General features: G+C 66.5%; 23 protein-coding genes and 1 pseudogene. 13 read left to right on the top strand and 11 right to left on the bottom strand.

From position 1 onward, the window contains the following. Positions 1 to 125: 125 nt before the first annotated feature. Both mltA and AX681_RS00895 read right to left on the bottom strand, forming a co-directional pair. Complete coding sequence (gene mltA, locus AX681_RS00900; RefSeq protein ID WP_443026335.1) at positions 126 to 1,379, bottom strand: murein transglycosylase A; 1,254 nt, start codon at positions 1,377 to 1,379, stop codon at positions 126 to 128. A 22-nt stretch (positions 1,380 to 1,401) separates the two neighbouring features. Continuing rightward, positions 1,402 to 2,046 carry a Tim44/TimA family putative adaptor protein gene (locus AX681_RS00895; protein ID WP_066665071.1) on the bottom strand — a complete coding sequence of 215 codons (645 nt, stop codon included), beginning with the start codon at positions 2,044 to 2,046 and terminating at the stop codon, positions 1,402 to 1,404. 178 nt (positions 2,047 to 2,224) lie between these two features. On the opposite strand from AX681_RS00895, the gene secB reads away from it, so the two are divergent. From secB to AX681_RS00875, 4 genes are all read left to right on the top strand, one after another. Continuing rightward, entirely contained in the window at positions 2,225 to 2,725 is a 501-nt protein-coding gene (secB, locus tag AX681_RS00890; protein ID WP_066665069.1) for a protein-export chaperone SecB, read from the top strand. A 136-nt stretch (positions 2,726 to 2,861) separates the two neighbouring features. Further along, positions 2,862 to 4,427, top strand: a complete 1,566-nt coding sequence (gene murJ, locus AX681_RS00885; protein WP_066665066.1) for a murein biosynthesis integral membrane protein MurJ — start codon at positions 2,862 to 2,864, stop codon at positions 4,425 to 4,427. A 17-nt stretch (positions 4,428 to 4,444) separates the two neighbouring features. Then, entirely contained in the window at positions 4,445 to 5,455 is a 1,011-nt protein-coding gene (trpS, locus tag AX681_RS00880; protein ID WP_066665064.1) for a tryptophan--tRNA ligase, read from the top strand. A gap of 48 nt (positions 5,456 to 5,503) precedes the next feature. Further along, the gene (locus tag AX681_RS00875) at positions 5,504 to 7,066 is read left to right on the top strand and encodes a hypothetical protein (protein ID WP_066665062.1); all 1,563 of its coding nucleotides are present in this window, start codon (positions 5,504 to 5,506) and stop codon (positions 7,064 to 7,066) included. On the opposite strand, the gene AX681_RS00870 is transcribed toward AX681_RS00875, so the two are convergent. After that, a complete protein-coding gene (locus AX681_RS00870; protein WP_066665075.1) occupies positions 7,063 to 8,436 on the bottom strand; it encodes a glutamate--cysteine ligase in 1,374 nt (457 codons plus the stop codon). The genes AX681_RS00875 and AX681_RS00870 overlap by 4 nt on opposite strands. A 700-nt stretch (positions 8,437 to 9,136) precedes the next feature. Then, positions 9,137 to 9,880 carry a 16S rRNA (uracil(1498)-N(3))-methyltransferase gene (locus AX681_RS00860; RefSeq protein ID WP_066681538.1) on the bottom strand — a complete coding sequence of 248 codons (744 nt, stop codon included), beginning with the start codon at positions 9,878 to 9,880 and terminating at the stop codon, positions 9,137 to 9,139. Positions 9,881 to 10,072: 192 nt separating this feature from the next. On the opposite strand from AX681_RS00860, the gene ubiA reads away from it, so the two are divergent. From ubiA to AX681_RS00845, 3 genes are read left to right on the top strand one after another with little or no spacing between them, the layout of a single operon-like run. Then, complete coding sequence (ubiA, locus tag AX681_RS00855) at positions 10,073 to 10,942, top strand: 4-hydroxybenzoate octaprenyltransferase (protein ID WP_231733876.1); 870 nt, start codon at positions 10,073 to 10,075, stop codon at positions 10,940 to 10,942. 31 nt (positions 10,943 to 10,973) lie between these two features. Next, the gene (locus tag AX681_RS00850; RefSeq protein WP_066681535.1) at positions 10,974 to 12,320 is read left to right on the top strand and encodes a TldD/PmbA family protein; all 1,347 of its coding nucleotides are present in this window, start codon (positions 10,974 to 10,976) and stop codon (positions 12,318 to 12,320) included. After that, complete coding sequence (locus AX681_RS00845) at positions 12,313 to 13,101, top strand: inositol monophosphatase family protein (protein WP_066665044.1); 789 nt, start codon at positions 12,313 to 12,315, stop codon at positions 13,099 to 13,101. The genes AX681_RS00850 and AX681_RS00845 overlap by 8 nt, the downstream gene beginning before the upstream one ends. Here the strand turns inward: AX681_RS00845 and AX681_RS00840 are convergent. Together AX681_RS00840 and AX681_RS00835 are read right to left on the bottom strand one after the other, a co-directional pair. Further along, positions 13,091 to 13,804 (bottom strand): hypothetical protein, encoded by a 714-nt coding sequence (locus AX681_RS00840; protein ID WP_066665046.1) that lies wholly within the window; start codon positions 13,802 to 13,804, stop codon positions 13,091 to 13,093. The two genes, AX681_RS00845 and AX681_RS00840, sit on opposite strands and share 11 nt — an antisense overlap. Positions 13,805 to 13,813: 9 nt before the next feature. Continuing rightward, a complete protein-coding gene (locus AX681_RS00835) occupies positions 13,814 to 15,022 on the bottom strand; it encodes a toxic anion resistance protein (protein ID WP_066681528.1) in 1,209 nt (402 codons plus the stop codon). 174 nt (positions 15,023 to 15,196) lie between these two features. Between AX681_RS00835 and AX681_RS21710 the strand changes: the two genes are divergently transcribed. From AX681_RS21710 to AX681_RS00810, 6 genes are all read left to right on the top strand, one after another. Beyond that, positions 15,197 to 15,346, top strand: a complete 150-nt coding sequence (locus tag AX681_RS21710) for a hypothetical protein (protein ID WP_156442893.1) — start codon at positions 15,197 to 15,199, stop codon at positions 15,344 to 15,346. Continuing rightward, positions 15,336 to 16,250, top strand: a complete 915-nt coding sequence (locus tag AX681_RS00830) for a hypothetical protein (RefSeq protein WP_066663582.1) — start codon at positions 15,336 to 15,338, stop codon at positions 16,248 to 16,250. Before AX681_RS21710 ends, AX681_RS00830 begins: the two co-directional genes overlap by 11 nt. Before the next feature lie 131 nt (positions 16,251 to 16,381). Next, positions 16,382 to 16,918, top strand: a complete 537-nt coding sequence (locus AX681_RS00825) for a heme NO-binding domain-containing protein (protein ID WP_066663585.1) — start codon at positions 16,382 to 16,384, stop codon at positions 16,916 to 16,918. Next, a complete protein-coding gene (locus tag AX681_RS00820) occupies positions 16,906 to 18,912 on the top strand; it encodes a putative bifunctional diguanylate cyclase/phosphodiesterase (protein ID WP_082738092.1) in 2,007 nt (668 codons plus the stop codon). The genes AX681_RS00825 and AX681_RS00820 overlap by 13 nt, the downstream gene beginning before the upstream one ends. 71 nt (positions 18,913 to 18,983) lie before the next feature. Beyond that, positions 18,984 to 20,798: a translational GTPase TypA gene (gene typA / locus AX681_RS00815; RefSeq protein WP_066663588.1), complete on the top strand. Its 1,815-nt coding sequence runs from the start codon at positions 18,984 to 18,986 to the stop codon at positions 20,796 to 20,798. A gap of 187 nt (positions 20,799 to 20,985) precedes the next feature. Continuing rightward, the gene (locus AX681_RS00810; protein ID WP_066663589.1) at positions 20,986 to 21,864 is read left to right on the top strand and encodes an OmpA family protein; all 879 of its coding nucleotides are present in this window, start codon (positions 20,986 to 20,988) and stop codon (positions 21,862 to 21,864) included. Between the two features lie 36 nt (positions 21,865 to 21,900). Here AX681_RS00810 and AX681_RS00805 read toward each other — a convergent pair whose 3' ends face one another. The 5 genes and pseudogenes from AX681_RS00805 to AX681_RS00785 form a co-directional block, all read right to left on the bottom strand. After that, the gene (locus tag AX681_RS00805) at positions 21,901 to 23,262 is read right to left on the bottom strand and encodes a 50S ribosomal protein L11 methyltransferase (RefSeq protein ID WP_082738093.1); all 1,362 of its coding nucleotides are present in this window, start codon (positions 23,260 to 23,262) and stop codon (positions 21,901 to 21,903) included. Positions 23,263 to 23,374: 112 nt separating this feature from the next. Beyond that, positions 23,375 to 24,400 (bottom strand): Holliday junction branch migration DNA helicase RuvB, encoded by a 1,026-nt coding sequence (ruvB, locus tag AX681_RS00800; protein ID WP_066663592.1) that lies wholly within the window; start codon positions 24,398 to 24,400, stop codon positions 23,375 to 23,377. Further along, positions 24,397 to 24,816, bottom strand: coding sequence for a hypothetical protein (locus AX681_RS00795; protein ID WP_156442894.1), 420 nt, complete (start codon positions 24,814 to 24,816; stop codon positions 24,397 to 24,399). Before AX681_RS00795 ends, ruvB begins: the two co-directional genes overlap by 4 nt. 207 nt (positions 24,817 to 25,023) lie before the next feature. Then, positions 25,024 to 26,268, bottom strand: coding sequence for an endo-1,4-beta-xylanase (locus tag AX681_RS00790; RefSeq protein ID WP_082738094.1), 1,245 nt, complete (start codon positions 26,266 to 26,268; stop codon positions 25,024 to 25,026). 309 nt (positions 26,269 to 26,577) lie between these two features. Then, positions 26,578 to 26,748, bottom strand: a pseudogene (locus AX681_RS00785) (Holliday junction branch migration protein RuvA); the annotation flags it as partial.

Genomic DNA, 26,748 nt, shown 5'->3' with positions numbered 1-26,748 from the left:
ACCCCAACCCCTCCCCTGAAGGGGAGGGGCTAGGATCATCCCGCACAATCGGCGTCACGCTGGAAATCACCCGCTGCCACAATGCCCGCTCTTCGGGCGAAAGCGCGCGCGGCGGGCGGGCCATCTCAGTTCCCGGTCAGGCGGGCAAGCGTCCCCTTGGGCAGCAGCAGCCAGGCGGTGCCACGCGCCGCCATGCCGCCGGCAATCGCGCGGGCATCGTCGCCCGCGCCCCAGAAGGTGTCGAAGCGGTTGGAGCCCTTGATCGCCCCGCCCGTATCCTGCGCGATCCACAGGCCATTGGCGTCCTGCCGATCCATCGACAGGAACACCGGCGCGCCCAGCGGCACGAATTTCGGATCGGTCGCAACCGTCGCCTGCGCCGTGACCGGCACGCCGAGCGCGCCCAGCGGCCCCGGCCCGGTCAGTTCGCGGAAGAACACATAGCTTTTGTTCTCCCGCATGATCGCCGTCCCCTCTTCGGGATTGGCGCGCAGATAGGCCATGATGCCCTGCATCGACGCCTGCCCCTTTTGCAGCAGGCCGCGGTCGAGCATCAGCTTGCCGATCCCGGTATAGTCGCGCCCATTCTGGCTGGCATAGCCGATGCGCATCACGCCGCCATCGGGCAGGCGCAGGCGACCCGAGCCCTGGATCTGGAGAAAGAACAATTCCACCGGATCGGCCGCCCACGCGATTTCGAGCCCGCGCCCGGCAAGCGCGCCCTGCTCGATTGCGGTGCGGTCGTGATAGGGGACCAGCTTGGTGCCATCGACCCGGCCGCGGATCGATTTGCCCGCCAGCGTGTCGGTAAAGCTGCCGAGATCGACATCGACCAGATCGGTCGGACGGGCATAGATCGGCACTTCATAGCCGGGGCGGCGGGTGCGCGATCCGTGGATCTCCGGCTCATAATAGCCGGTGGCAAACGCCTTGCCATCGGCGACCTGCACCGTTTCGAAATTGCGCGCGAAGAAGGTCGCGGCGTCGCGATCCTGCGTGGTCCGCGCCGCGTCGCACGCCGGTTGCCAGTCCGCCCCGCGCGTCAGGCCGGTCGCGTCGGTGCGCCGCACCAGCGTCGCGCAGCTAAGCTTGAACGCGTTCAGCGCCCGCGCGGCGGCAGCCATGGTGATCGGCAAGTCTTCGACCGCCGGTCCGGGGAGCAACCCGGCGGCAGCGGCGGTGGTCACGCCGGCCGGGACGGGCGCGGCAGGGGCCGGGGTCAGCGGCGTCGCCGCAACCGGCTGACGCACCGGGACGCCGGAAGATGGTCCCGGGCGCGCGGGAGTGGTACCGCCGGTCGCGGGACGCCCCGCCGGCACCACGCCGGACGAACACGCACCCAACAGCGCGGCACATGCCGCTACCCCCCAAGCGCGCATCATCTGACCCCTTTATGCCCGATCAAACTTCGTCGGTGTCGCTGAGCTTCCAGTTCGGGTCGCCGCTGCCGAGCGTGCGGCTGAACGTCCAGGCGTCATGCGTCTGCACCGCATCGCTCAGCGATCCGGCGATCACGTTGCCGTCCTTGTCGCGCGTGATCGCGGCAATATCGGCGTCGAAGCGTACGGTGATGCGCGCGACGCGCCCATCGAGCGCGATGTCGGAAATCACCGCGCGCTCGATGCTGATCAGGCGGTTGTCGAGCGTCTCGCCCGCTGCCTCCCGCGCGTCGATCGCGGCGATGAAGTCGTGGCGCACATTTTCGTCGACCAGCCAGTCGAGCGTCTCGCGATCGCCCTTCCAGAACGCTTCCAGGATCATGCGATAGGCTGACTTCGCGCCCTCCACGAACTGGCCGACATCGAACGAGGGATCGGCGGCAACCAGCGCGCGCAAGCCGCTTTCGGCACCGCTCTCCAGCGGGCGCGGCGCGGAATCGCGCACTTCGGGCGGCATGTCGATGGTGCGCGGCATCTGCGGCGCGCCGACGCGTTCTTCGGCCGGCTTCGGCAGCGGCTGCTCATGCCCGGTGCGCTTGCCCAGCACCGAATAGAGGCGGAGCGCAAGGAACGCGGCAATCGCGGCAAACAGGATCACTAGATACACTTGGGCACCTTCTTTCTTCGCTCCAACATAGGCGGGAAACCGCCGCGTTTCAAATCCGGTCTGACGCGAACCGCACGGCCCGTTGAAACGCTCAAGCGCCCCTGCTAGGCGCGACCGTCATCGCAACGCGGGTCGCCGCGACAAGTATCCCGAATATTTACAAGGAAGTTTGACGACCATGGACACGCCCGACACCGCAGCCCCCCAGGCGAATGGCGCCGATACCGCCCCGTCGGTCGGCGTGATCTCGCAGTATATCAAGGACTTCTCGTTCGAAAATCCGAACTCGCCCGCCATCTATCAGGTCCAGGGCCAGCCGGCGTTCGATGTCCAGTTCAACATCGGTGCCGCCGAAGTGGCGCAGGACATCCATGAAGTCACGCTCAAGATCGATGTCCGCGCCACGATGGAGGAGCAGGTCGCGTTCATCGTCGACTTGTCCTACTCGGGCCTCTTCGCAATCCGCAACGTCCCCGACGAGCATCTCCAGCCCTTCCTCCTCGGCGAAGCGCCGCGCCTGCTCTTCCCCTTCGCGCGCCGCGTGCTGGCCGACGCGGTTCGCGACGGCGGCTTCCCGCCGCTGATGCTGGAGCCGATCGACTTCAACGGCCTGTACGAGCAGCAGCGCGCCCAGCACGACGCGCAGCAGCAGCTGGGCGGCGAGGCCGGCCAGGCGTAATCGCTTGGGTCGCGGTGCCAGCCCGCTCCCCCAACCGGCCACCCAGCGGTAGCATGATATGTGTGGCCGGGTGGGGGAGCGGGCTGGCACCGCGCATGCGCCGTAAGGCGCATCAAACAAACAAAGGCGGGCACGCATGAATCTCGTCAAGGCACTCGGGTCGATCGGCGGGCTGACGCTCGTCAGCCGGGTCCTCGGGCTGGTCCGCGATTCGCTGTTCGCGCGTTATGTCGGCGCCAGCTTCGCGTCCGACGCCTTCCTGATCGCCTTCCGCCTCCCCAATCTCTTCCGCGCGCTATTCGCCGAAGGCGCGTTCAGCGCCGCCTTCGTGCCGATGTTCAGCAAGAAGGTCGGCGAATCCGGCGGCGACACCAAATCCGCCTTGTCCTTTGCGGAAGAGGCGCTGTCGGTACTCCTGCCGATCCTGATCCTGCTCACCGCGATCATGGAAATCGCCGCCTTTCCGGTGGTGTGGGCGCTGTCGGGCGGGTTCAACGAAGCAAGCCCGGCCGAGTTCGCCTATGCGGTCGAGCTGTCGCGGATCACCTTCCCCTATCTGCTGTTGATCAGCCTCGTCTCGCTGCTGGGCGGCATCCTCAATTCGCTCAACAAATTCTGGGTGAATGCCGCAGCCCCGATCCTGCTCAACGCGACGCTGATCGTGGCGCTGCTGTTCTTCCACACCGACGACACGCTGCTCACCGCGCGCAATCAGGCGATTGCCGTCACCGTCTCTGGCGCGCTGCAGCTGTTGTGGCTGATCCTTGCCTGCCGTGCCGCAGGCGTGAAGCTGAAGCTCCGCCTCCCCCGCCTCAGCCCCGACGTGAAGAAGCTGCTCAAGCTGATCGGTCCCGCCGCGGCGGGTGCCGGGGCATATCAGATCAACCTCGTCATCTCGACCGCGCTCGCCGCCAGCCTGCTGGTCGAGGGATCGGTGTCCTACATCTATTATGCCGACCGGCTGAACCAGCTCCCGCTCGGGCTCATCGGTATCGGCCTGGGCACCGTGCTGCTCCCCACCATCGCGCGTCAGCTGGGCGCGGGGAATGACGGCGCGGCGATGCACACGCAGAATCGCGGGACCGAGTTGGCGCTGTTCCTCACCCTCCCCGCCACCGTCGCGCTGGTCGTGTGCGGCGCGCCGATCGTCGCCGCACTGTTTCAGCACGGCGCCTTCACGCCCGAAGACACCCGCGCCACCGCGCAGGCGCTCGCCGCCTTCTCGGTCGGCCTGCCTGCCTATATTCTCGTCAAGGTGCTGACCCCGGGCTTCTATGCCCGTTCGGACACCAAGACGCCGGTGCGCTATGCGACGCTGTCGATTGCGATCAATCTGATCCTCAACCTCGCGCTGATCGTCCCGCTCAAACATATGGGCCCGCCGCTCGCCACTGCGATTGCGGCTTGGGTCAACGTCGCCCTGCTCTATCGCACGCTGCTCAAGCGCGGCCATTTCGAGGCCGACCCGCAGCTGCGCCGCCGCGTCTGGCGACTGGTCGGCGCGGCGCTGGCGATGGGCGGTGTGATGTTCTTCCTCAACGACCTGTTCGCGCCCTATACCAGCGGCACCTGGACGATCCGCACGGCTGCGATGATGGTGCTGGTCGGGGCAGGCTGCATCGTCTACGCCGCCGCCTGTTTCGCGACCGGCGCATTCCGCCCGAGCGACATCAAGGCGCTGGTGCGCCGCAAAGCAACCTAAGGTCTGGACTAACTCTCATGCGCGTCGTTTCCGGCATCAAGCCCACCGGCAATCTCCACCTCGGCAACTATCTCGGCGCGATCAAGCAATGGGTCGGCATGCAGGCCGATGTCGAGGCGGAGGGCGGCGAGTCGATGTACTTCATCGCCGACCTCCATGCGCTGACCGAATGGAGCGAGCCCGCCGCGATCACCGACAGCACGTTCGAGGTGAGCGCCGCGATGATCGCGAGCGGCATCGATCCGACCCGCTCGATCCTGTTCAACCAGGCACGCGTCCCCGCGCATAGCGAGCTCGCCTGGCTGCTCAACAATGTCGCGCGCGTCGGCTGGCTCAACCGCATGACCCAGTTCAAGGACAAGGCGGGCAAGAACCGTGAGGGCGCGAGCGTCGGGCTCTACGACTATCCGGTGCTGATGGCCGCCGACGTCCTCCTCTATCGCGCGACCCATGTGCCCGTCGGCGAGGACCAGAAACAGCATCTCGAGCTGGCGCGCGACATCGCCGCCAAGTTCAACCTCGATTACAAGACCGACCTGCTGCTCGAACCCGAACCGCTGATCAGCAAGGCCGCGCCGCGCATCATGTCGTTGCGCGATGCGACGCAGAAAATGTCCAAGTCCAACCCGTCCGACGCAGCGCGGATCAACCTGGTCGACGATGACGACGCGATCGCGCAGAAATTCCGCAAGGCCAAGACCGACCCGGAGCCGATGGGCGAAACCTGGGAGTCGCTCAAGGACCGGCCCGAGGCAAAGAACCTCGTCACCATCTTCGCCGCGCTCGCCGATCGCACGCCCGAAGACGTGGTCGCCGAATATGCGGGACAGGGCTTCGGCAGCTTCAAGCCCGCGCTAGCCGACCTCGCCGTGGCGAAGCTCGGCCCGATCCGCGACGAGATGGTGCGCCTGATCGCCGACAAGGGCGCTGTCGATGCCGAGCTGCGCAAGGGTGCAGAACGCGCTACGACCCTCGCCGCACCGCTGCTGCGCGACGTGCAAGAGGCGATGGGGCTGCGCATCGGCTGACAGACATTGTCGCTGGCGTGATCGCCCCGCGATGATAGTCTGACAGGGATGCGCGCGCTCATCCCTTTGTTATTGCTCGCCAGTCCGGCGCTGGCCGCCGAGCGCGCGCCGGTGCCCAAGGCTACGGACAAGGTGCAGGCCGCGCTGGACGCATGCCTGGCCAGACCCGATCCCGCCGACCGCTGCGTCGACCTGCAATTCGCCCGCGCCCGCGCGCTGCTGGCGACCGACCCGGAGGCGGCGCACAAGCTCGCCAAGGCGATCCAGGGCGCGTTGGTCGACGCCAGTGGAGTCGTGGAAGACCGCATCGCCCCGCTGCAATTCCGCCGCGAACAGGGCACCCTCACCCCCGCCGACGCCGCCGGGCTGAAGCGTGGCGAGGAAGAGGTCCGCCGCTACTGGATCGAAATTGCACAGGTCAGCGAATTGCTCGGCGACGCCGGCACTGCCATCGGCAAAATCTATCGCGAACCCGCGCAGGATTACGACCGCACCGTCGCCATTCTCGAACAGCACGGGCGCGGCGCTGCCGACACGCGCTGGCGGCTGCGCGCCAAGGGCAAACATGCCGCCGCCTTCACCGATTCGCCTGCGCCCGGCGAAGGCGAAAAGCCCGCGCGCGAAGCCTATGACGAGGCGCTGAAGACGTTCGGCCCCGCCGACCCCCTGACCCTCTCGCTCGCGCTGGTGCGGGCCGACTCGCTCGCGCAGCTCGGGCGGTTTGGCGAAGCCGAACCGCTCTATCGCGATACCCGCGCGCGGATGACCGACCCGGCGGCCCGCTTGGATGCCGACGCGCGCTATCTGCGCCTGCTCGTCCGGCTCGACCGGCGGCAGGAGGCCGAGGCGCTGGGTCGCGACCTGCTCACCCGCCTTGTCGCCGCGCGCGCCGATCCGCTGCAGGTCGCGCGCATTTCGCTCGACCTGTCGACCGTCGTGCTGCCCGAAGACGGCCTCGCCCTTGCCAGCAACGCGCTGGCGCTCCGTCGGGAGCGCCTGGGCGAGACGCATGTCGACACCGCCCGCGCACAACTCGCCGTCGCGACGCTGCTCGAGGCGCTGAACCGGTACGCCGAGGCGGAACCGTTGCGCCGCACCGGCGCATGGGCGTTACGCTCCAAGCTGTTTTCCCAGCACCCGGAAACGGCCACCGCCTGGCTACGTTATGGCGAGAACCTGCTGCTGCAGGGCAAGGTGAAGGAAGCCGCCGGGGCGCTGAGTTCCGCCGAATATTCGGTGCGCGGTTCAGTCGGGGACAAGCACCCGCAATATGGCCGGGTGCTGCTGTTCACCGGCATGGCGCAGCTGCGTCAGGGCGATCCGCAATCGATCGCGACGATCGAGCGGGGCCTGGCCATCATCCGCGCTGGCCTCGCCCCGACGCATATCGACCGCGTTCAGGCGGAACTGACCTGGGGCATGCTCAAGCTGCTCGCCGGCGATCCTGCCGCCGCCCGACTGCAGTTCCGCGCAGTCGGCCGCGCGGGTCTGGAGCGCGCTGCCGCCTTTCGCGATTACGGCCCGGCCGCCCAGCGCGAAATGCGACAATTCTCGGGCGTCTACGGGCTGGAGGTCCGCGCCGCGTGGCAGCTGGCGGAGCAGCCGCGCTAGAACTTCGTCTCGTCGTAAATCCGGCTGACATCGCCCTGCCATGCGCCGTGATAGCGCTCGAGCAGCAGCTCGGCCGGGACCTTGCCGCTGCGCACGATCTCACGCAGCGGATCGAGGAAGCCGTTCTCGCTGTCCCCCGCCGAATTGAGCCGCGCGCGCGCCGTCAGGCCCGCCCCGGCAATGTCGATCACCTGCCCCGCAATATCGCGCAGCGTCCCGCCACCCGGCAGCGGCGCGTCGAGGCCGAGGCGCGGCACGCTGTCGCGCAGCGCCTGACGCCCGGCCATGTCCCAATCCTTGACCAGATCCCACGCCGCATCCAGCGCGCCCTGATCGTAGAGCAGCCCGACCCACAACGCGGGCAGCGCACATATGCGCCCCCACGGCCCACCATCGGCCCCGCGCATCTCGAGGAAGGTCTTGAGCCGCACTTCGGGGAAGGCGGTCGACAGATGATCGGCCCAATCGTCGATCGTCGGCTTCTCGCCCGGCAGGACCGACAACTCGCCCTTGAGGAAGTCGCGGAAACTCAGCCCCGCCGCGTCGATATAGCGCCCGTCGCGATAGACAAAGTACATCGGCACATCGAGCGCATAGTCGGCATAATGCTCGTACCCGAACCCGTCCTCGAACACGAACGGCAGCATGCCGGTGCGGTGCGGATCGGTGTCGGACCAGATATGCGAGCGGTACGAGAGCATCCCGTTCGGCTTGCCCTCGGTAAACGGCGAATTGGCGAACAGCGCGGTCGCCAGCGGCTGCAGCGCCAGCCCGACGCGGAACTTCTGCGCCATGTCCGCTTCGCTCGCATAATCCAGGTTCACCTGGATCGTGCAGGTGCGCAGCATCATGTCGAGGCCCAGGGTGCCGACGCGCGGCATATGGTTGAGCATGATGCCATAGCGGCCCTTGGGCATGATCGGCAGCTCGGCGCGCGTCTTGTCCGGCCACATGCCAAGGCCAAGGAAGCCGATGCCCAGCTTCTCGCCGACTGCCTTCACCTGCTGCAGATGCCGCCCGGTCTCAGCGCAGGTCTGGTGCAGGTTTTCGAGCGGCGCGCCGGAGAGCTCGAGCTGTCCGGCCGGCTCCAGGCTGACCGTCCCGTCGGGGCCCGACAGCGCAATGACCTTGCCGCCCTCCTCGACCGGGCTCCAGCCGAACTGGGTCAGCTCGGCGAGCAGGTCGCGGATGCCGCCCGGCTCGTCATAGCTGGGCGCGTGATGGTCGGCGACCGCATAGACGAACTTTTCATGCTCGGTGCCGATGCGCCAGCGCTCCGCCGGCTTCTCGCCCCCGGCGAAATAGTCGAGGAGCATCTGACGGCTCTCGATGACAGGCGCGTTGCTGTTTGAAACCGTCTTCGTGCTCATCGCGCGCATTTAGGCGCGCGAAACGATCTGCGAAAGGGGGGATAAAATACCTAAATCGGGATGGGAAATGCGTCGGTTGAACCGTGTGCTGTCCAGCACTTCCTGCCATGGCGGCATAACTTAGCCCCGCCCCGATTGGCGGCCGCCCACGAACGGCCGCTATCAGGCCAAGGGCCAATGACGCTACAGGTCCGTAAATAAGTGGTGAGTTGCCGCGCTACTCCTCAACGCGAATGTTCACTCTGCCATTTAATGCGGCGCTCGCAGCCCTTTCTATTGTCCCGCTTGTCACGCGAATAACCACCTGACTGTTCGTGTCCCAGTCGGCGCTTAGTTCGACAGCCGGACCGACGCTGGCAATGATCACTTCCGCGTCGTGAGTCGAACAGGACGGGCCTTTCTTGGCTCTGATGCAAATGAACCGGCGTTTGCTGCGCGTCCCGAGTTCATCCTGAATGACAAGCAATCCGTCTGGACTGTCGATCACTGCTAAGGGGTCGATCCGGTCGCAAGCACCAAGTGCCAGCGCAGAGGCACCGAGTAGGACGAGGCGGCGGCGGAGGCTCATCGCGAGATTGGATGGCACAACACGGAGTGACCGCAAAGGAGTCGGAAGCCGACAGACGGTTTTTGGCGACAGACTGCCCTAGTCCGACAGTGCGATACGACGCGCGGGCCACCGCAGCACTCGCTTAACCGCTCACCAATCCCCCACCGCCCCCATCCACAGGCTCACCGCCGCCGCCGCCGCCGTCTCCGCGCGCAAAATCCGCGGCCCCAGCGATATCCCCACCGCGCCCGGCACCGCCCGGATCGCGTCACGCTCCTCGGCGTCGAAGCCGCCCTCGGGACCGATCAGGATCGCCGCCGGACCGGGATGCGCCTTCATCGCCTCCAGCGCGGGCATGCCGCCGGTCTCGTCGGCGAAGAACAGCGTCCGCCCCGCGGGCCAGTCGCGCAACATCGCCGCCAGCTTCACCGGCTCGGCGAGCTCGGGCAGCGCGGTGCGCCCGCATTGCTCCGCCGCCTCGATCATATGCGCGCGCAGCCGGTCGAGGTTCAGCTTGTCCACCACCGCCCGCCGCGTCAGCACCGGCGCGACGCGCGCGACGCCCAGTTCGCACGCTTTTTCGACCACCCAGTCAATCCGCCCCTTCTTGATCGGCGCGGCGCACAGCCACAGGTCCGGCACCGCCTCGCGTTCGCGCAGCTTCTCGCGCACCTCCAGCACCACGTCGCGCTTGCGCACCTCGCTTGCCACGCCCAGCCATTCGCCGGTCGCATCGTCGAACAGCTTCACCGGATCACCGACCTTCAACCGCATCACGCTGGCGAGGTAATGGCCCTGCTGGCCGTCAATGCGGCGCTGCTCGCCCATCGTCAGCGCAGGTTCGACGAACAGGCGCGGTGTCGATTGCGGCGGCCAGGCGGGGGTAGCGATCATGCCTTCACTTACCCAGAGACAAAACTTTCGTCACCCCGGCCTTGTGCCGGGGTCCACTGCGCGGCAAGTCCGGGATCAGAGGCTCACGCGATGCGCGTGCGGCACGGTGGACCCCGGCACGGAGGCCGGGGTGACGGAGGAATTTTGGCGAGCGAACCGAACATTGTCCCCGACACCGAGCATCGCGGCCTGATGGCGCTGCTGCCCTCCGCCGCGCGCCCCTATGCGCTGCTCGCCCGGTTCGACCGGCCGATCGGCTGGTGGCTGCTGTTCTGGCCCGGCGCCTGGGCAATCGCGCTGTCCGGCGGCGCGGTCGAGCGCTGGGACCTGATCCTCTGGTTCCTGCTCGGGGCGATCGCGATGCGCGGCGCAGGCTGTGTCTATAACGACATCGTCGACCGCGACCTCGACCGTCAGGTCGCCCGCACCCGCAGCCGCCCGCTGGCCAGCGGCGCGGTGAGCCTGAAGGCCGCGTGGCTGTGGCTCGGTTTTCTGTGCCTGATCGGCCTCGTCGTGCTGGTCCAGCTCAACCCCTTCGCCGCCGGCATCGCGGTCGCCAGCCTCGCTTTGGTCGCCGCCTATCCGTTCATGAAACGGATTACCTGGTGGCCACAGGCATGGCTGGGCCTCGTCTTCTCTTGGGCCGCCCTGGTCGGCTGGGCTGCGGTCGCGCGCGAACTCCCTTTGCCCGGCCTGCTGCTCTATGCCGGGTGCATCTTCTGGGTGATCGGATACGACACGATCTACGCGCTGCAGGATGTCGAGGATGATGCGCTGGTCGGCGTCCGCTCCTCCGCCCGCCGTCTCGGCAGCAACGTGAAGGCCGGGGTCGCGCTCTTCTACGCCCTTGCCCTCGCCCTGTGGAGCGCCGCCTTGTGGCAGGTCCGCCCGGACCCGCTTGTCCTCGTCGCCCTCGCCCCGATGGCGCTGCATCTGGTGTGGCAGGTCGTGACTTTGGCCCCGACGGACGGCGCCAACGCGCTCCACCGCTTCCGCTCCAACCGCAATGCCGGGCTGTTGATGTTCGCCGCCTGTTTCGTCGTGGGGACGACAGCCTTTTGACCTTCGCCCCTGCACTTCCTAGATCGCGACGATGCTGACCCCCGATCAAGCCCGTGACCGCGTCCACGACGCCATTGCCCGCGCCACCCGCGCCGGTGCCGACGCCGCCGATGCGATGCTCTCCGCCGGCGAATCGCTGTCGGTCTCGGTCCGGCTCGATGCGCTGGAGGATGTCGACCGCGCCGAGCATCTCGAACTCGGCCTCCGCGTGTTTTGCGGCCAGCGTTCGGCGAGCATTTCCACCACCGACCTGACCCCCGCCGCGCTCGACATCCTCGCCGAACGCGCCGTCGCGATGGCGCGCGAAGCACCCGAGGATGAATGGGCCGGCCTCGCCCCCGCCGAGCGGCTGATGCACGGCGACGTGCCGCAACTCGACCTTGACGACGGCGAACTGGGCGATCCGGCAGCACTCAAGGAAACCGCGCTCCTCGCCGAACGCGCCGCCCGCGCCGTCCCCGGCGTGACCAACAGCGAAGGTGCCGGTGCCAGCGCCAGCCGCAGCATCTGGGCGCTCGCCACCAGCCATGGCTTTGCCGGCGCCTATGCGTCGTCGAGCCACAGCATCTCGGCCAGCGTGCTGGCGGGCGACGCCGGCGCGATGGAGCGCGATTACGATTACCACAGCGCCCGCCACGCCGCCCGGCTCGATTCTGCCGAGGACATTGGCCGCCGTGCCGGCGAGCGTGCCGTCGCCCGCGTCGGTGCCGGTCGCGTTCGCGGCGGCCCAATGCCGATCGTCCTCGACCCGCGCGTCGGATCGAGCCTGCTCGGCCATTTGAGCGGCGCGATTTCGGGCAGCGCGATCACGCGCAGGACCAGCTTCCTGCTCGAAGCGATGGGCACCCGCATCTTCGCGCCCGGCATCGACATCGTCGACGACCCGCACCGCCCGCACGGCCTGCGCTCGCGTCCGTTCGACGGCGAAGGGCTGCCGGTGTCGCCGATGAAGCTGGTCAGCGACGGGATGCTCGAAACCTGGCTGCTCGACAGCGCCGCCGCGCGTCAGCTTGGCCTCGAACCCACCGGCCACGCCGTGCGCGGCGTCGGCGGCGCGCCCAGCGTGGGGCCGAGCAACCTCTACCTCGCCAACGGCAAGACTCCGGTCGCGTCGCTGATCGCCGACATCGACTATGGCGTCTTTGTCACCGAACTGATCGGTCAGGGGATCAACCTTGTCACCGGCGATTACAGCCGGGGCGCGGCGGGCTATCTGATCGAGGGTGGTGTCATCACGACGCCAGTCAGCGAGTTTACCGTCGCGGGCACGCTGCAATCGATGTTCCGCGAGCTGGTCCCGGCCAACGACCTCAATTTCCGCTATGGCATCAACGTGCCGACGCTGCGGATCGACGGCATGACGGTGGCCAGTGGCTGACGACCTCGCCCAGGCCGTCAGTGCCATCGCCGCCGAAGCGGGTCGGCTGGCGCTCGGCCGCTATGGCACCGATGTCGAAAAGTGGGAGAAATCGCCCAATAACTTCGTGTGCGAAGTCGATCTGGCGGTCGACGAGCTGCTCCGCAACCGCCTCTCCGCCCTCCTGCCCGATGCCGGCTGGCTGTCGGAGGAAACCGCCGACGACCTCGCCCGCCTGTCGTGCCGCCGCGTCTGGGTGGTCGATCCGATCGACGGCACCCGCGACTTCCTCCGCAAGCGCCCCGGCTGGGCGGTGTCGGTCGCCTTGGTCGAGGATGGCCAGCCGGTGATCGGCGTGCTCGACGCCCCGGTGCGCGGCGAACATTGGCTGGCGGTCAAGGGCCAGGGCGCGACCCGCGACGGCGCGGCTATCGCCGTGTCCGACCGCACCGACCTGACCGGCGCGCGCGTCCCCGCCGACGATCTCGCCAAGGTCGATCGCCATCTGGTCACGGTCGACAAGCCCAATTCGATTGCACTGCGCATGGCAATGGTCGCGGCGGGCGATGCCGATCTGCTCGCCACCTTCCGCTGGGGCGCGGACTGGGACATCGCCGCGGCCGTGCTGATCGCGCGCGAGGCCGGCGCGAAAGTCACCGACGCCTTGGGCAAGAAAATCCGCTTCAACACCCCGCGCGGCGAAAGCTTCGGCCTGCTCGCCGCCACCCCCGGCATCCACGCCGCCGCCGCCGACCACCTCCGCCCAAGGGCGGTGGAGGCTCTGGGCAAACCTATCCGGTAACCTCGTCATCCCCGCGATAGCGGACCTGCAGATACCGCCCCCGAGTCGCGAGCGCGTCGAGGTCGCCCTGCGCCAGCTGCGCCGACATCTGCGCGATTTCCTGATCGATCAGGGCGAGCCCGTCGACCAGCTGCTTGTCCGGCGACTGGCCGAAACGGTCGACGCGGCGCAGATTTTCGGGGACGCGCTGATAGCCCTTGATCAGTTCGGGCAGCTGCTCGCCGACCAGCTTGCGCACTTCCGCCGCCGCCGGTTCGCCCTCGTTGAGCGTCTTGAGCTGTCCGGCCAGCACGTCGAGCTTGACCCCGATCCCGTCGACCAGCGGCATGGCCGCCCCCGGCAGGCTCGGGCGCTGGCGGTCCAGCCACTCCTCGGTCTGCAGCGGCAGCGACGCGAGCGACACCTCGCCAAAGCGTTCCGGCGCCGCTTCCCGGCTGGTCGGCATCAACCCGAAGAACAGGGTCGACGCGATCAGCGCCGCCATCACCAGCAACGCGCCGCCCATGCCGAGCGGGATGAACCAGCCGACGACGATCGCGCCGACCACGATGACACCGGCCGCCGCCGCGATGCGCCCGACCCGCCCGAGAATCTCGGCTTCACGCCGCTTCTTCGCGCGGGAACTCAGCGTCGTATAGCGCTCGCGCGAACGGTTGAGGACTTCGCTCGCGCGGTCGATCTGGCGGTCGATCTCGGTTGGCATGACAGCTACTTACAGGGCCTCCAGCTTGAACGTCTCGTTGGCGCCGGCGATCTGGTTCTGCGCCGCACCCTCGGCCCGGGCGATATAGCCCTTGGACTTTTCGACCTCGGTCGACAGCACGTTGACCGTGGTCTTCATGTTGTCGAGCGCCTTGACCTTGAACGTGTCGATCGCGTCCATCGTGTCATAGATATTCTGGAACGCGCGCTGCAGCGTTTCGATCGGGATCGTCGCGGACGCCGCCTGTTCGTGGATGCGGCCGGTATTGTCCTTAAGCAGCTTACCGGTCGAATCGATGATGTTCGCGGTCGTCGTGTTGAGCGCGGTGATCTGGTCGAGCACCAGCCGCTGCGCGGTCAGCGCCTGTGCCACCGTCACCGCGGTGCGCAACGCGCCGACGGTGGTGGTGCTGGCGCGATCGACGCCCTTCACCAGCTCGACGTTATTTTTCTTGACCAGGTCGAGCGCGAGATAGCCCTGCACCGTCACCGCCATCTGGGTCAGCAGGTCCTGGGTACGCTGGCGGGTATAGAACAACGCGGTCTCGCGGATCGCCTTGGCCTTGGCCGGATCGCTGTGATCCAGCTCGTTCGCCTTGTCCTCAAGCCGCTGATCCATCTCCTTCGAGATATAGATCATCTGCTCCAGCCGACCCATCGCCGCCCACAGATTCTGCCGCTCCACGTCGATCGCGGCATTGTCCATCAACAGCTCGTCCTTGCCGGACTGCAAGCTCTTCAGGATCGCCGCGATATGGCCCTGGCTCGACTTGTAGCTGTCGAAATAATTGCGCAGCGAATTGCCGAACGGGATGATGCCGAACAGTTTCTTGCGCTGGGTCAGGCTGCCACGCTTGCCGGGATCGAGATCCTCGACCACGCGGCGCAGCTCGGCCAGATCCTTGCCGACGCCGACATCCTTGTCCATTGCGCGCACCGGACGGTCGAGGAAGCGGTTGGACTGGCCCGCCGCGTCGCGAATCTCCTTCGATCCCATCGCTGTGATCGCGTCGACGCGCTTGCCGAACTCGGGCGAGTTGACATCCTGCGCCACCAGATCGTCGATGAAGCTCTCGACCCGGCTCACCAGCTCGGACTTCTTGCCCTCATCGACGGGGACCAGCCCCGCCATCTTCTCGATCGGACGTTCCTTCAGCGGCTCGGGCGCGGTCAGCACCAGATCGTCGGTCTTTTCGGCAGTCGCAGTCTCGGTCGCCATCCCATCCCTCCAGCGGTTCCCCCCTAGATGAACGGGAACCGCGTCGCCTTCAAGTGTATCGCAAATATAATACACTCTGGCCATGGTGCAACCGACTGCATATGTCAGTGGTTGGCGATACGCGGACCGTTAACATATCGGCGCTAGGGAGGACGGATGGAACGCAGGCTCAGGATGATGATCGCCGGTTCGATCGCGGTGTGGGTGCCGGTGGCTTCGGCCACTGATTCGCGCCCTGCGGCCGTCGATGCGGGCAAGCTTTATCGCCTGAAGGCCCAGCCTGCGACGCAAGCGCCTCCGATCATGGAGGATCATGCGCGCTAATCTCGTCGCGGTTCTGCTCGCCGCGCTCGTCGTTCCCGCTTCGGCATCGCAGGCGGATCTCTGCCAGCAGACCTACGGTCATCGCGCCTGTTCGGCCCCGACCCTCGCCCCGCTCCGCTCCGAACTGGCGCACAAATTTGCGACAGTCCTGGCGCTCGGCAATCGCACCGCGACCTGGCAGGCGCGCCATGATGCAGTGCTCCGGACGATCCGCGCGGCGGTGGATTATGACGGCAAGCCGATGGACGACGTCGCACTGGAACAGACGTTCCGAGATGCCATCGCCGACTATGACAAGGCGCTGGCGCAAGCCAAAGGCGTCCGCACGATGGTGAAGACGCCGTCGGCGCGCGGCGAAACGTGCATGGCGACCTGGCTCGATCAGGGCTGTCGCGTCACCGCGTCCGGCATTCTCTGGGGCAGGGACGGCCAGTCGATCTATTGGCAGATGATGGAGGGTGCGTCGGGCGCGGACGGCGTCGGCGCGGGCATCGTGCTGTGGGCAGGCAGCGGCTATGGCACGGCCAAGCTGATCGGCTGGTCGTTCGACGGCGTCGTCTATGAACCGCCGCGCCTGACCCAGAGCGGCATGATCTGGGTCCCGGGCCGCGTTGCCGGGACCGGGGACGGCAATGCCGACCTGTTGTTCCAATGGGATGACGCCAGCAAGAGTTGGCAGGATATCGAGCTGGAAAGCTGGCGCGACGCGATGCCCGCGAAGCTGCCCAAGGGCCTCGGGATCTGGAAGGGCGTCGATTACGATTTCGAGGGAATGGGCGCGACCAGCAAGCTGTGGCGCGACCGGGACGCCAATTGCTGCCCCAGCGGAGGCGAGGCGCAGCTGAGTTTCAAGGTTGCCGGTCGAAGCCTTGTGCTGGACGCGGTTCGGATCGACCGCCGCTAGGCGATACCGCCACGCCGACGCCGGGTTCGCCGGGGACACCGACAGCCCGCGTTAGCGCATCCTTACACCACTGAACTTTAGGCAGATTTTTACCCAACTTGCGCCATCGGGGCGGTCGGCGGAGGTGCGGCATGAAGGGCGTGATCTTTAACATCCTGGAACAAACCGTTGTCGAACAGCTCGGCGATGGAATTTGGGACGATCTGCTCGACGCGACCGGGCTCGACGGTGCGTACACGTCGTTGGGGAGCTATCCGGACAGCGAGATCTTGGCTCTGGTCGGCGCAGCGGCGAGCGCTCAGGGCAAGACACCCGCCGAGATCCTGCGCTGGTTCGGCACCCAGGCGATTCCGCTGCTCGCGGCCAAATATCCTGCATTCTTCGAAGGGCAGCCCGACGCGCGGAATCTTCTGCTCAGCGTCAACGGGATCATCCACCCGGAAGTGCGCAAGCTTTACTCGGGAGCAGGGTGCCCGCATTTCAACTTCGGCGAACAGGCTGGCGCGTTGATCATCGGCTACAACTCGCCGCGCAAGCTGTGCGCACTCGCTCATGGATTCATCGACGGAAGCGCCGCTTATTACCGCGAATTGGTCACCGTTGAGCATCGCAGCTGCATGCATGACGGTGCCGATGAGTGTCAGTTGGCCGTAACATGGGTCTCTTAAGCCCCAACGATCTGGATCTCTCCCAAGCCGTCGATCTCTCCCGGGAACTGACGCGGCTGCAGCGTGCGCTGCGCCGTGAGCGCACCGCCCGAGAGGAGGCAGAGACGATCGCGGAGAAGGGCCTGCGCGACCTCTATCTCGCGCAGCAGCGGGCCGACCTCCTCCATCGCATCGCGACCGTCGCCAACCAATCCACAACCGTTCGCGACGCCCTGCACTTTGCGTTGGTCGAGCTTTGCGAGTTCGCCGGATCAGCGTTCGGAAATGTCTATCTGACCGCGGCCGACGGTAGGTCGGTGGTCCCCGCGCGCATCTGTTATGCGCCGGAGCCCGATGCCCTTGCGGACTTCATCGACGCGTCACTGAATCGGCAATTTGCACCGGGTGAAGGATTACCGGGACGCGTCCTCGCAGATCAGCGCCCGCATTGGATGTCGGACCTGCGCACCGCCGAAAACTTCCCACGCCGGGAGTTGGCCGCGCTTGCTGGGTTGAACTCGGCATTTGCATTCCCGGTCGCCGTGGGCAATCGGATCGAAGCGGTCATTGAATTCTTCACCTTGCCGCATCGCGATGTCGATCCGGTCATGCTCGATCTGATGGAGCAAGTCGGGACTCAACTCGGGCGAGTGATCGAACGCGACAGGCTCAATGCGAAGCTGGTGTTCGATGCCTTGCATGACCCGCTGACAGGACTTCCCAATCGAGCCCTGTTCATGGACCGCGTGGAGCAGGCGCTGCGCCGACGGGAGCGCCATCCCGATCTGGCGCTGGCGTTGCTGTTCGTCGACTTGGATGGCTTCAAATATGTCAACGACAGCTTGGGACACCATGCCGGTGACGCCCTGTTGTGCACCACATCGGAGCGCTTCCAGGAGGCCGTGACTGCAACTGTGGGCGCCAACGACGGCGCCGCGCAATGGACGCTGGCGCGACTGGGTGGAGACGAATTCACCGTCATCCTAGACGACTATATTGATCCCGAACTGCCGACCCGCGTCGCGCACGCGCTTCTGGAGGCGGCGTCGCGCGGGCATAATTTCGACGGAAACGAAGTGGTCGGAGGTGCCAGTATCGGCATCGCCCACCCGCTTAGCTCAACGGTCACACCGATCGACCTGCTGCGCAAGGCTGACACAGCGATGTATGCTGCGAAGGCGCGGGGTCGAGGGCAGATCGCGGTGTTCGACGACGAACTGCGCATGCGCGCGCTGAAACGGCTGCATCTTGAAAACGGGCTGCGTCGCGCACTGCGCCGCAGCGAGTTCCGCCTGTTTTTCCAGCCGATCGTGGACATGGAGACCGACCAGCTCGCGGGGTTTGAAGCGCTGTTGCGCTGGGAGCGTCAGCGCGGCGAGCTCGTTTCTCCCGCCGACTTCATCGAAGTGGCGGAAGAAACCGGATTGATCGTGGCGATCGGGGAATGGGTTCTGAACGAAGCCTGCCTCGCGGCCGCACGTTGGAGCCGGCGATACCCTGGCCGTCCCCTGACGATGAGTGTCAATGTATCCCCCCGCCAATTCGCCCAGCCTGGCTTCGCCCGGCTTGTTCGGGCAGCAATTGCGGCCAGCGGGATTTCACCGGCCACACTGTCGCTCGAGATCACCGAAGGGATCGCGATCGCACACCCCGATCGGGCGATCCGCGTGATGGAAGAGTTGTCCGAGGTCGGCGTCAAAATCAGCCTCGATGACTTTGGTACCGGCTACTCATCGCTTGGCCACCTGCATCGCTACCCATTTCATACGCTAAAACTCGACCGCTCGTTTGTCGTCGGGATGGGAGCCGTCAATCGCCGGAAAGGGATCGGCATCGTCCGGGCGGTGCTCGATCTTGCCAACACCATGAACATGACCGTTGTGGCCGAGGGCATCGAAACCGTTGGTCAGCGCAACCGGCTGCGCGACATGGGCTGTCAGCTCGCCCAGGGCTATCTCTATTCCCGGCCGCTCGATGCGGATGCGGCAGAACGGCTGATCGCCGCGCGCGCTTAGGTCTTTCCGCAGTGCGACATTTCCGCTAAGGGCGCCCGCGACCCGCGCTTCCGCGGCATCCAGGAACCGACATGAACCTCCGCAACGTGGCGATCATCGCCCACGTCGACCATGGCAAGACCACGCTCGTCGACCAGCTTTTCCGTCAATCCGGCACCTTCCGCGACAATCAGCGCGTCGAAGAGCGCGCGATGGATTCCAACGACCTGGAAAAGGAACGCGGGATCACCATCCTGGCCAAGCCGACCTCGGTCGAGTGGAACGGCACGCGGATCAACATCGTCGACACCCCGGGTCACGCCGATTTCGGCGGCGAGGTGGAGCGCATCCTGTCGATGGTCGACGGCGTGATCCTGCTGGTCGACAGTTCCGAAGGCGCGATGCCGCAGACCAAGTTCGTGACCGGCAAGGCGCTGAAGCTGGGCCTGCGTCCGATCGTCGTGGTCAACAAGATCGACCGCCCGGACGAGCGCATTCAGGAAGTGCTGGACGAAGTGTTCGACCTGTTCGTCAGCCTCGACGCGACCGACGAGCAGCTCGACTTCCCGGTCCTCTACGCCTCGGGTCGCAACGGCTACGCCAATGAAGACCCGACGCTGCGGGAAGGCACGCTGGAGCCTTTGTTCCAGAAGATCGTCGACCATGTCCCGCCGCCCGCGTTGGACGTCGATGCGCCCTTCACCTTCCTCGTCACTTTGCTCGACCGCGACAATTTCCTCGGCCGCGTCCTCACCGGCCGCGTTACCAGCGGCAAGGTGCGTGCGAACCAGGCGATCCATGCCCTCGACATGGACGGCAACGTCATCGAAACCGGCCGTGCGTCGAAGATCATGGCGTTCCGCGGCCTCGAGCGCGTTCCGGTGGACGAGGCGCAGGCGGGCGACATCATCAGCCTCGCCGGCCTGGCCGTCGCGACCGTGTCGAACACCATCGCCGACACCAGCGTTTCCGAACCGATCCAGGCGCAGCCGATCGATCCGCCGACGCTGTCGATGCGCTTTGCCGTCAACGATTCGCCGATGGCGGGGCGCGAGGGCACCAAGGTGACCAGCCGCATGATCCGCGACCGCCTGATGCGCGAAGCCGAGAGCAATGTCGCGATCAAGGTGACCGAAGCCGCCGACAGGGACAGTTTCGAAGTCGCGGGGCGTGGCGAGCTTCAGCTCGGCGTGCTGATCGAAACGATGCGCCGCGAAGGCTTCGAACTCGGCATCAGCCGCCCGCGCGTGCTGCTTCAGGAAGAAGACGGCCAGAAGATGGAGCCGTACGAAACCGTCATCATCGACGTCGATGACGAACATTCGGGCGCGGTGGTCGAGAAAATGAACCTGCGCAAGGCCGAGATGACTGACATGCGTCCCTCGGGCGGCGGCAAGACCCGCATCACCTTCAGCGCGCCCAGCCGCGGCATGATCGGCTATCACGGCGAGTTCCTGTCGGACACGCGCGGCACCGGCATCATGAACCGGCTGTTCGAGAAATACGGCCCGCACAAGGGCGTGATCGAAGGCCGCAAGAATGGCGTGCTGATCTCCAACGGCTCGGGCGAGGCGAACGCCTATTCGCTCAATACGCTGGAAGAGCGCGGCATCCTGTTCGTCGGCCATGGCGAAGCGCTGTACGAGGGCATGATCATCGGCGAGAATGCCAAGCCGGAAGACCTTGAGGTCAACCCGATGAAGGCGAAGCAGCTGTCCAACGTCCGCTCGTCGGGCAAGGACGACGCGATCCGCCTGACCCCGCCGAAGAAGATGACGCTGGAACAGGCGATCGCCTATATCGACGATGACGAGATGGTCGAAGTCACGCCCAAGACGATCCGCCTGCGCAAGCGCCACCTGGACCCGCATGAGCGCAAGCGCGCGAGCCGGGCGAAGGCGGCCTGAGGGTTCTCGGATCAGACTAAGTGGGAGCGCCGGGGGAAACTCCGGCGCTTTCCTTTTGCGGTCGCCCGGTTGCTCAACCCGCCGCGCGGATCGCACTGCCCGCCCGGACTCGGGGGGCGGGTGGCGGAACCTTCGCCGCGACGCGGGCTTTGCTCCGCAGCCCCGTAACGGGCTGAGTTTCAGGAGTATGTCTATGCGTTCCATCCATTCCTGTGCCCTCGCGCTCACCGCCCTGCTCGCCGCGACCGCGCCGAGCGCGCTGGTTGCGCAGGAAGCGCCGCTGCAGTCGACCGAGCAGGTCACGATCCAGGGCGAACCGCTGCCGCCGCTCGCGCAGTTGCCTGCCGGGCCCGAGATCGAAGGGATGATCTCCGCGCGACAGGGCAACCAGATTCAGGTGACGGCCGCCGATGGCACGCCGACGCTGATCGCGGTGAGCGAGGAGACGCAGATCCGCTCGGCCGGCGGATTTCTCGGCCTGGGGCGGACCAAGCGCGGCAGCGACGCGCTGCTCAACGGGCTGCCGGTGAGCGTGCAGACGCGCCAGTTCGGCGGCGGGCTGGTGGCGGCGCAGGTGAAGCTGGCCGACAAGGACTTGAAGACCGCCGCAATGATCCGCAGCGGCACCAGCCAGGGCTTTGCCGAGCAGACCGCGGCGACCGAGGCGCTGCGCGGCCGCGTGGGCGATATCGACCAGTATAACGTCAAGGGCACGACCAATGTGAACTTCGACACCGGCAAGGCGGTGCTGAGTGCGCAGGCGAAGGCCGAGCTGTGCAACGCGGCGAGCCAGGCCGGGTCGATGGAGAATGCGCTGCTGCTGGTGGTCGGCTATACCGACGCGACCGGGCCGGAGGAGCTCAACCAGGAGCTGAGCGAGAAGCGCGCGAGCCGGGTGGTCAACCATCTGCAGCAGGCGTGCGGGTGGAAGCCCTATCGCATGCTGACCCCGACCGGCATGGCGGAGGCAGACCCGCTGGCCGACAACAGCACCGAGGAAGGCAAGGCGCAGAACCGCCGCGTGGCGGTGAACATCCTTGTCAGCAAGGCGGTTGACGGACTGTAAGGTGCTGGCGCCGGGGGGCCGTCCCCCGGCGCCGCTCTACCGGGTCAGCGGCAGCAGGATCAGCGTGATGCGGTCATGTCCGACCGCGATATCGAGCGTCTCGCCCGCGACCACGTCGATCGGCGCGGGGAAGCTGTGCAGGATCTGCAGCCAGCCGCCATCGGTGTAGCGGTCGGGATGGTTGTCGAACGTCACGCCGGGCCACAGGTCGATCTGCATCCATTGCACGATCCCTATCGCGCGTCCGCTCGCGGTGACCGGGATGGACAGGCGGGTGAGCCGGGCGTCGTGTTTGGCCTGGGTCAGGTCGAGGCGAACCAGCTCATGGTCGTCGGACAGCCGCTGCCATGCGGTCATCGTGCCATGGATCGGCAGGCGTTGCTGTGCGAAGTCGGTGAAGGGCGACAGGTCGAACCCCGACACCTCGCCGACAAAGGCATAGTCCGCCAGCGTGTCGCTCGCGACCAGACACCCCATCGCGGCGGCCGCGCGCGGGATCACCAAAGCGTCGGGGGCGAGCAGGCGGCGATGCGCGTCCTCGAACGTGTCCAGCACCTTCTCGGTGAGCAGGTCGCTCGAGAGGATTTCGGAGACGAGGATCTGCGCGGGCGCGTCGAGCTCGACCCCGACAGCCAGGTCGGTGGACGGTTTGGCATGGACGGTGATGCGATCGGCATAGCCATTTTGCGCGACGATGCGCTGCGCCATTTCGGCGATCAGCGGCTCCATCTCGCATGCCACCACCCGCTGCGCCCCGGCCCGCGCCGCCATCAGCGACAACAGGCCGCTGCCCGCACCGATATCGAGCACCTGCGCATCCGGGCCGACGGCGGCGATCGCTGCCTTGATCGCCGCCTCGAACGCGTCGTTGCGTGGCGCGTCGTTCATCATCGGGATATGCCAGAACGGCACCGATGCCGCACCCAGCCGGCGCAGCTGATGGCACAGATGCAGATTGTCCGGCTGTAGCGCGAGTGCGCGGCGGAACTCGCCGATCGCGGCATGGTTGCGCCCGGCATCGGCGAGCACAACGGCCAGATTGCCGATCGCGATGGCATTGTGCGGATCGAGCGCGCAAGCCTGTTCCAGTGCCGTGACCGCCTCGGCAGTACGGCCCAGCCAGTGCAGCGTCAGCCCCTTTTCATGCAGCGCCACGGCATGATCGGGTTGCAGATCGAGCAGTTGCTCCCATGCGGCGAGCGCATCCTCCGCGCGGGAGAGGCGACCGAGCAGGCCGGCGAGCAACGGCAGCACGTCAGTCGCGCGATAACCCAGCGCCAGAACCGCGCGATAACCCGCCTCGGCTCCCTCCAGATCGCCCTGTTCGTGCAACGCCATCGCGGTGGCCAGCGCGGCGCGCGCCTCGCTCAGACGGTCGGCGGAAGGCTGGTCGGTCAAGGCGTCGTTTCCACAAGGTCGGTGTCATCCGATAGTCGAACCGAGGGTGGCAGCGATAGTCCGGATATCGCAGGCCCGCCCGCGCCCCTGTGGCACCACACCGCCCGTACGGTCACCCGTCGAACAGGCCGTCCTGCGATCCGGCGGGCGGGTTGAGGCCGAGATGCTTCCACCCGGCCGCATTGAGGCAGCGGCCCCGCGCGGTGCGGGCGATCATGCCGATCTGGATCAGATAGGGCTCGATCACTTCCTCGACCGTGTCGCGCGGTTCCGACAGGCCCGCGGCGAGCGTCTCCACGCCGACCGGGCCGCCGCGATAGATGTCGGCGATCATCGTCAGGTAGCGCCGGTCCATCGCGTCGAGGCCCAGCGCATCGACCTCAAGCCGGTTCAGCGCGGCATCGGCGGCGCGCGCATGAACCACCGTCTCCCCCGCCACATTGGCAAAGTCACGCACCCGCCGCAGCAGCCGGCCCGCAATGCGTGGTGTGCCGCGCGAACGCCGCGCAATCTCCGCCGCACCATCCTCGGCAATGGAGAGGTCGAGCAGGTTGGCGGCGCGGGCGACCACGCGGGTGAGTTCCTCGACCGTATAGAATTGCAGCCGCACCGGAATGCCGAAGCGGTCGCGCAGCGGCGTCGTCAGCAGCCCCTGTCGTGTCGTCGCGCCGACCAGGGTGAAGCGCGGCAGATCGATGCGCACGCTGCGCGCCGACGGCCCCTCCCCGATCATCAGGTCGAGCGCGCGATCCTCCATCGCGGGATAGAGCACCTCCTCGACCGCGGGGGCGAGGCGGTGAATCTCATCGATGAACAGGACGTCGCCATCCTCGAGATTGGTGAGCAGCGCGGCAAGGTCGCCCGACTTGGCGATCACCGGGCCGGACGTGGCGCGAAAGCCGACGCCCATTTCCTTGGCGATGATCTGCGCCAGCGTGGTCTTGCCAAGCCCCGGCGGGCCGAAGAACAGCACATGATCGAGCGCATCGCCGCGCTGGCGCGCGGCGTCGATGAACACGCGCAGGTTATCGCGCGCCGCGCGCTGGCCGACGAACTCGTCAAGCGACTTGGGCCGGAGCGCCGCGTCGATGTCCTCGGGCCGGCGGGATGCGGTGAGGATGCGGTCGGGGTCGGTCATCGCAATCCCTGGCCCCCACCGACGGCCATCAGTTCACCGCCAAGATAGGCCTGCCAGCTTTCGTAGCCGGAAGAATTACTTAGCACTTCGACAATCGAACCATTGGAAAGGCGGAATGCCAAATCTGCCGTGGTCTCATCGAGCGCGACTTCAACAAGGTGCGCATTTGCAACGAGCCCGTTCGCGCTCGCTTCGGCATCAACGGGGGCGGGGAGTCCGAAAATCTGTCCGTCATCCGTATCGACGAGTTCAATCCCTGCAGCAGTACGAATTCTCCACATGCATTCGACGCAAAAACCCAAATGCTCGCCCACATCTATTATCCAGTCATTCTCCCGCCGTGTGAAACGCAAGGTGTTCCCTGTCGCAGCGGACGCGACACGGCACCAAGGATCAGCGAGAAGCTCTCCGCTCATTTCGTCAACTCTCTACTGGAGCGCGTGGAGTTTGAAAGCATCGCTGATAGTGAGGTGGATGCTGAAACAAGTTCAGCATGACGGGAGGTGGAGACAGCGGCGCGCTTCACGTCACCGCTTCCCACTCAGGACCAGATCGGGGATTACGCTCGCCACGAACGTTCCTTATCCGTTCGCTTACGGCAAGCCAATCCCCCTCCCCGGTCGTCAAGTCGGTGCGGGACGCGCGCTCGTCGCGGCGAATGCGTCGCCGATCGCGGTGTAGAGCCGCTTGGGCTGGGCGCTGGCATCATAGGGGAGCGGGCGCAGCGGCTGGCCGTCGGGGCGCGGGGTGCCGAAGCTTTGCAGCCAGCTATATTTGTCGTTCATCCCCCAGACGAGCACGTCCTTGAGCTGCGGGTAGCTGAACAACAGGTCGAGCCAGGCGCGGCCATAGACCGCGACATCCTCGTCGCGCTGCGCCACGGTGCCGGTGCGGTTGCGGTCGTTGACGTCGAATTCGGTGATGATCAGCTTGTACCCCAGGGCCACCACCGCATCGAGGAAGGACCGCATCGCCGGGATCTGGGCATTGGCGATGTCCTGCGCGGTGCCGCTGGAGTAGAAGCCGATATGCGACTGGATGCCCAGCGCATCGACCGGCACGCTCCGGTCGCGAAAGCCGCGGAGCAGGGTGAGCACGCCGTTGCGGTGGGTGGTCGAACCCCAATCCATATAGTCGTTATAGACCAGCTCCGCCGTCGGCAGCTCGGCGCGCGCGGTGCGGAAGGCGAGGTCGAGGATCGAATTATCGCCGCCCACCGCATTGTGCAGGATGTTGGTGCGGACATTGCCGGTCGCGGGATCGATCGCCTCGTTGATCACGTCCCAGCTCTTGATGCGGTTCCCGAAATGACGCGCGGTGTTCTGGACATGGGTGCGCACAATTCGCTCTGCCGTGGCACGCGGGTCGGCGCCCATCGGATAGCTGCGCAGCCAGGCGGGGAAACGCTCCTGAATATACCAGAGGAAGCAATGGCCGCGCATCTCCATGCCTTTTGACTCGGCATAAGCCAGCATCTGATCGGCGCGGGTCCAGTCGTACACATTCTCCGCGCTCGACTGATATTCCCACTTCATCTCGTTCTCGGGGACGAGCAGCTGGCAGTCGCGTTCGAGCAGTGCCGCATAGGCCGGGTTGTTGAACGACCCGGCATCCGCGCCGGGCGACGCCCAGGCGAAGGTCGAACCGAAGCGCATGCGCTTGGCCGCAGCCGCAGCCTTGAGCGTGCTGGTCGGGGTCGGCGTGGGCGACGGGCTGGGCGACGGCGATGGGCTGGGAGACGGACTTGGGGTCGGGGTCGGTGACGGGGTGGAGACGGTGCCCCCGCCGCTCGATCCACCTCCGCTACAGGCGGCAACGCCCAGCGCACCGGCAAGGGCAAGGGTTTCCCGACGGGTAAGGGACCGCATCCTCTCTCTCCTCCTCGCGGCCCGTTTGCGGGCCTGCACGACCGGATCATGTCCGGCGGAGTTGATGGTAGCGCTATCAATTCAGAGCGCAACGGAATTATGGTAGCGCTATCTTTGACTCCTCCCGTCATGCTGAACCTTCTTTCAGCATCCACCGTGCGGCGGGCTGCTGTCCCGAGACCTGGTCCCGAGCGTCGCGCCAAGGGCGCCATGGACTGCCCGTTGCAGATAGAGCCTCTGGTCAGTCGCTGCGGGGCTCAGTGGATGCTGAAACACGTTCAGCATGACGGAAGAGGGAAGGGACGCCCCTTACTTCGCTGCCTTCCGCAACGCCAGCCGCACCAGCGCGTCAAGCGTCGCGCCCGGCCCGAGTTGATCGCTTGCCGCATTCACCGCGTTGCTCGCTTCGGCGGGTTTGAAGCCGAGGTTGAGCAGGGCTGATACCGCGTCGTTCGCCGCGCCGCTGGCCGGTGCCGCCGC

Origin of the sequence: Sphingomonas sp. CCH9-E2 (assembly GCF_001557215.1) — a bacterium.
In the GTDB taxonomy this organism is placed as follows: Bacteria; Pseudomonadota; Alphaproteobacteria; order Sphingomonadales; family Sphingomonadaceae; genus Sphingomonas.
This window is presented reverse-complemented; position numbering and strand designations above follow the sequence as displayed.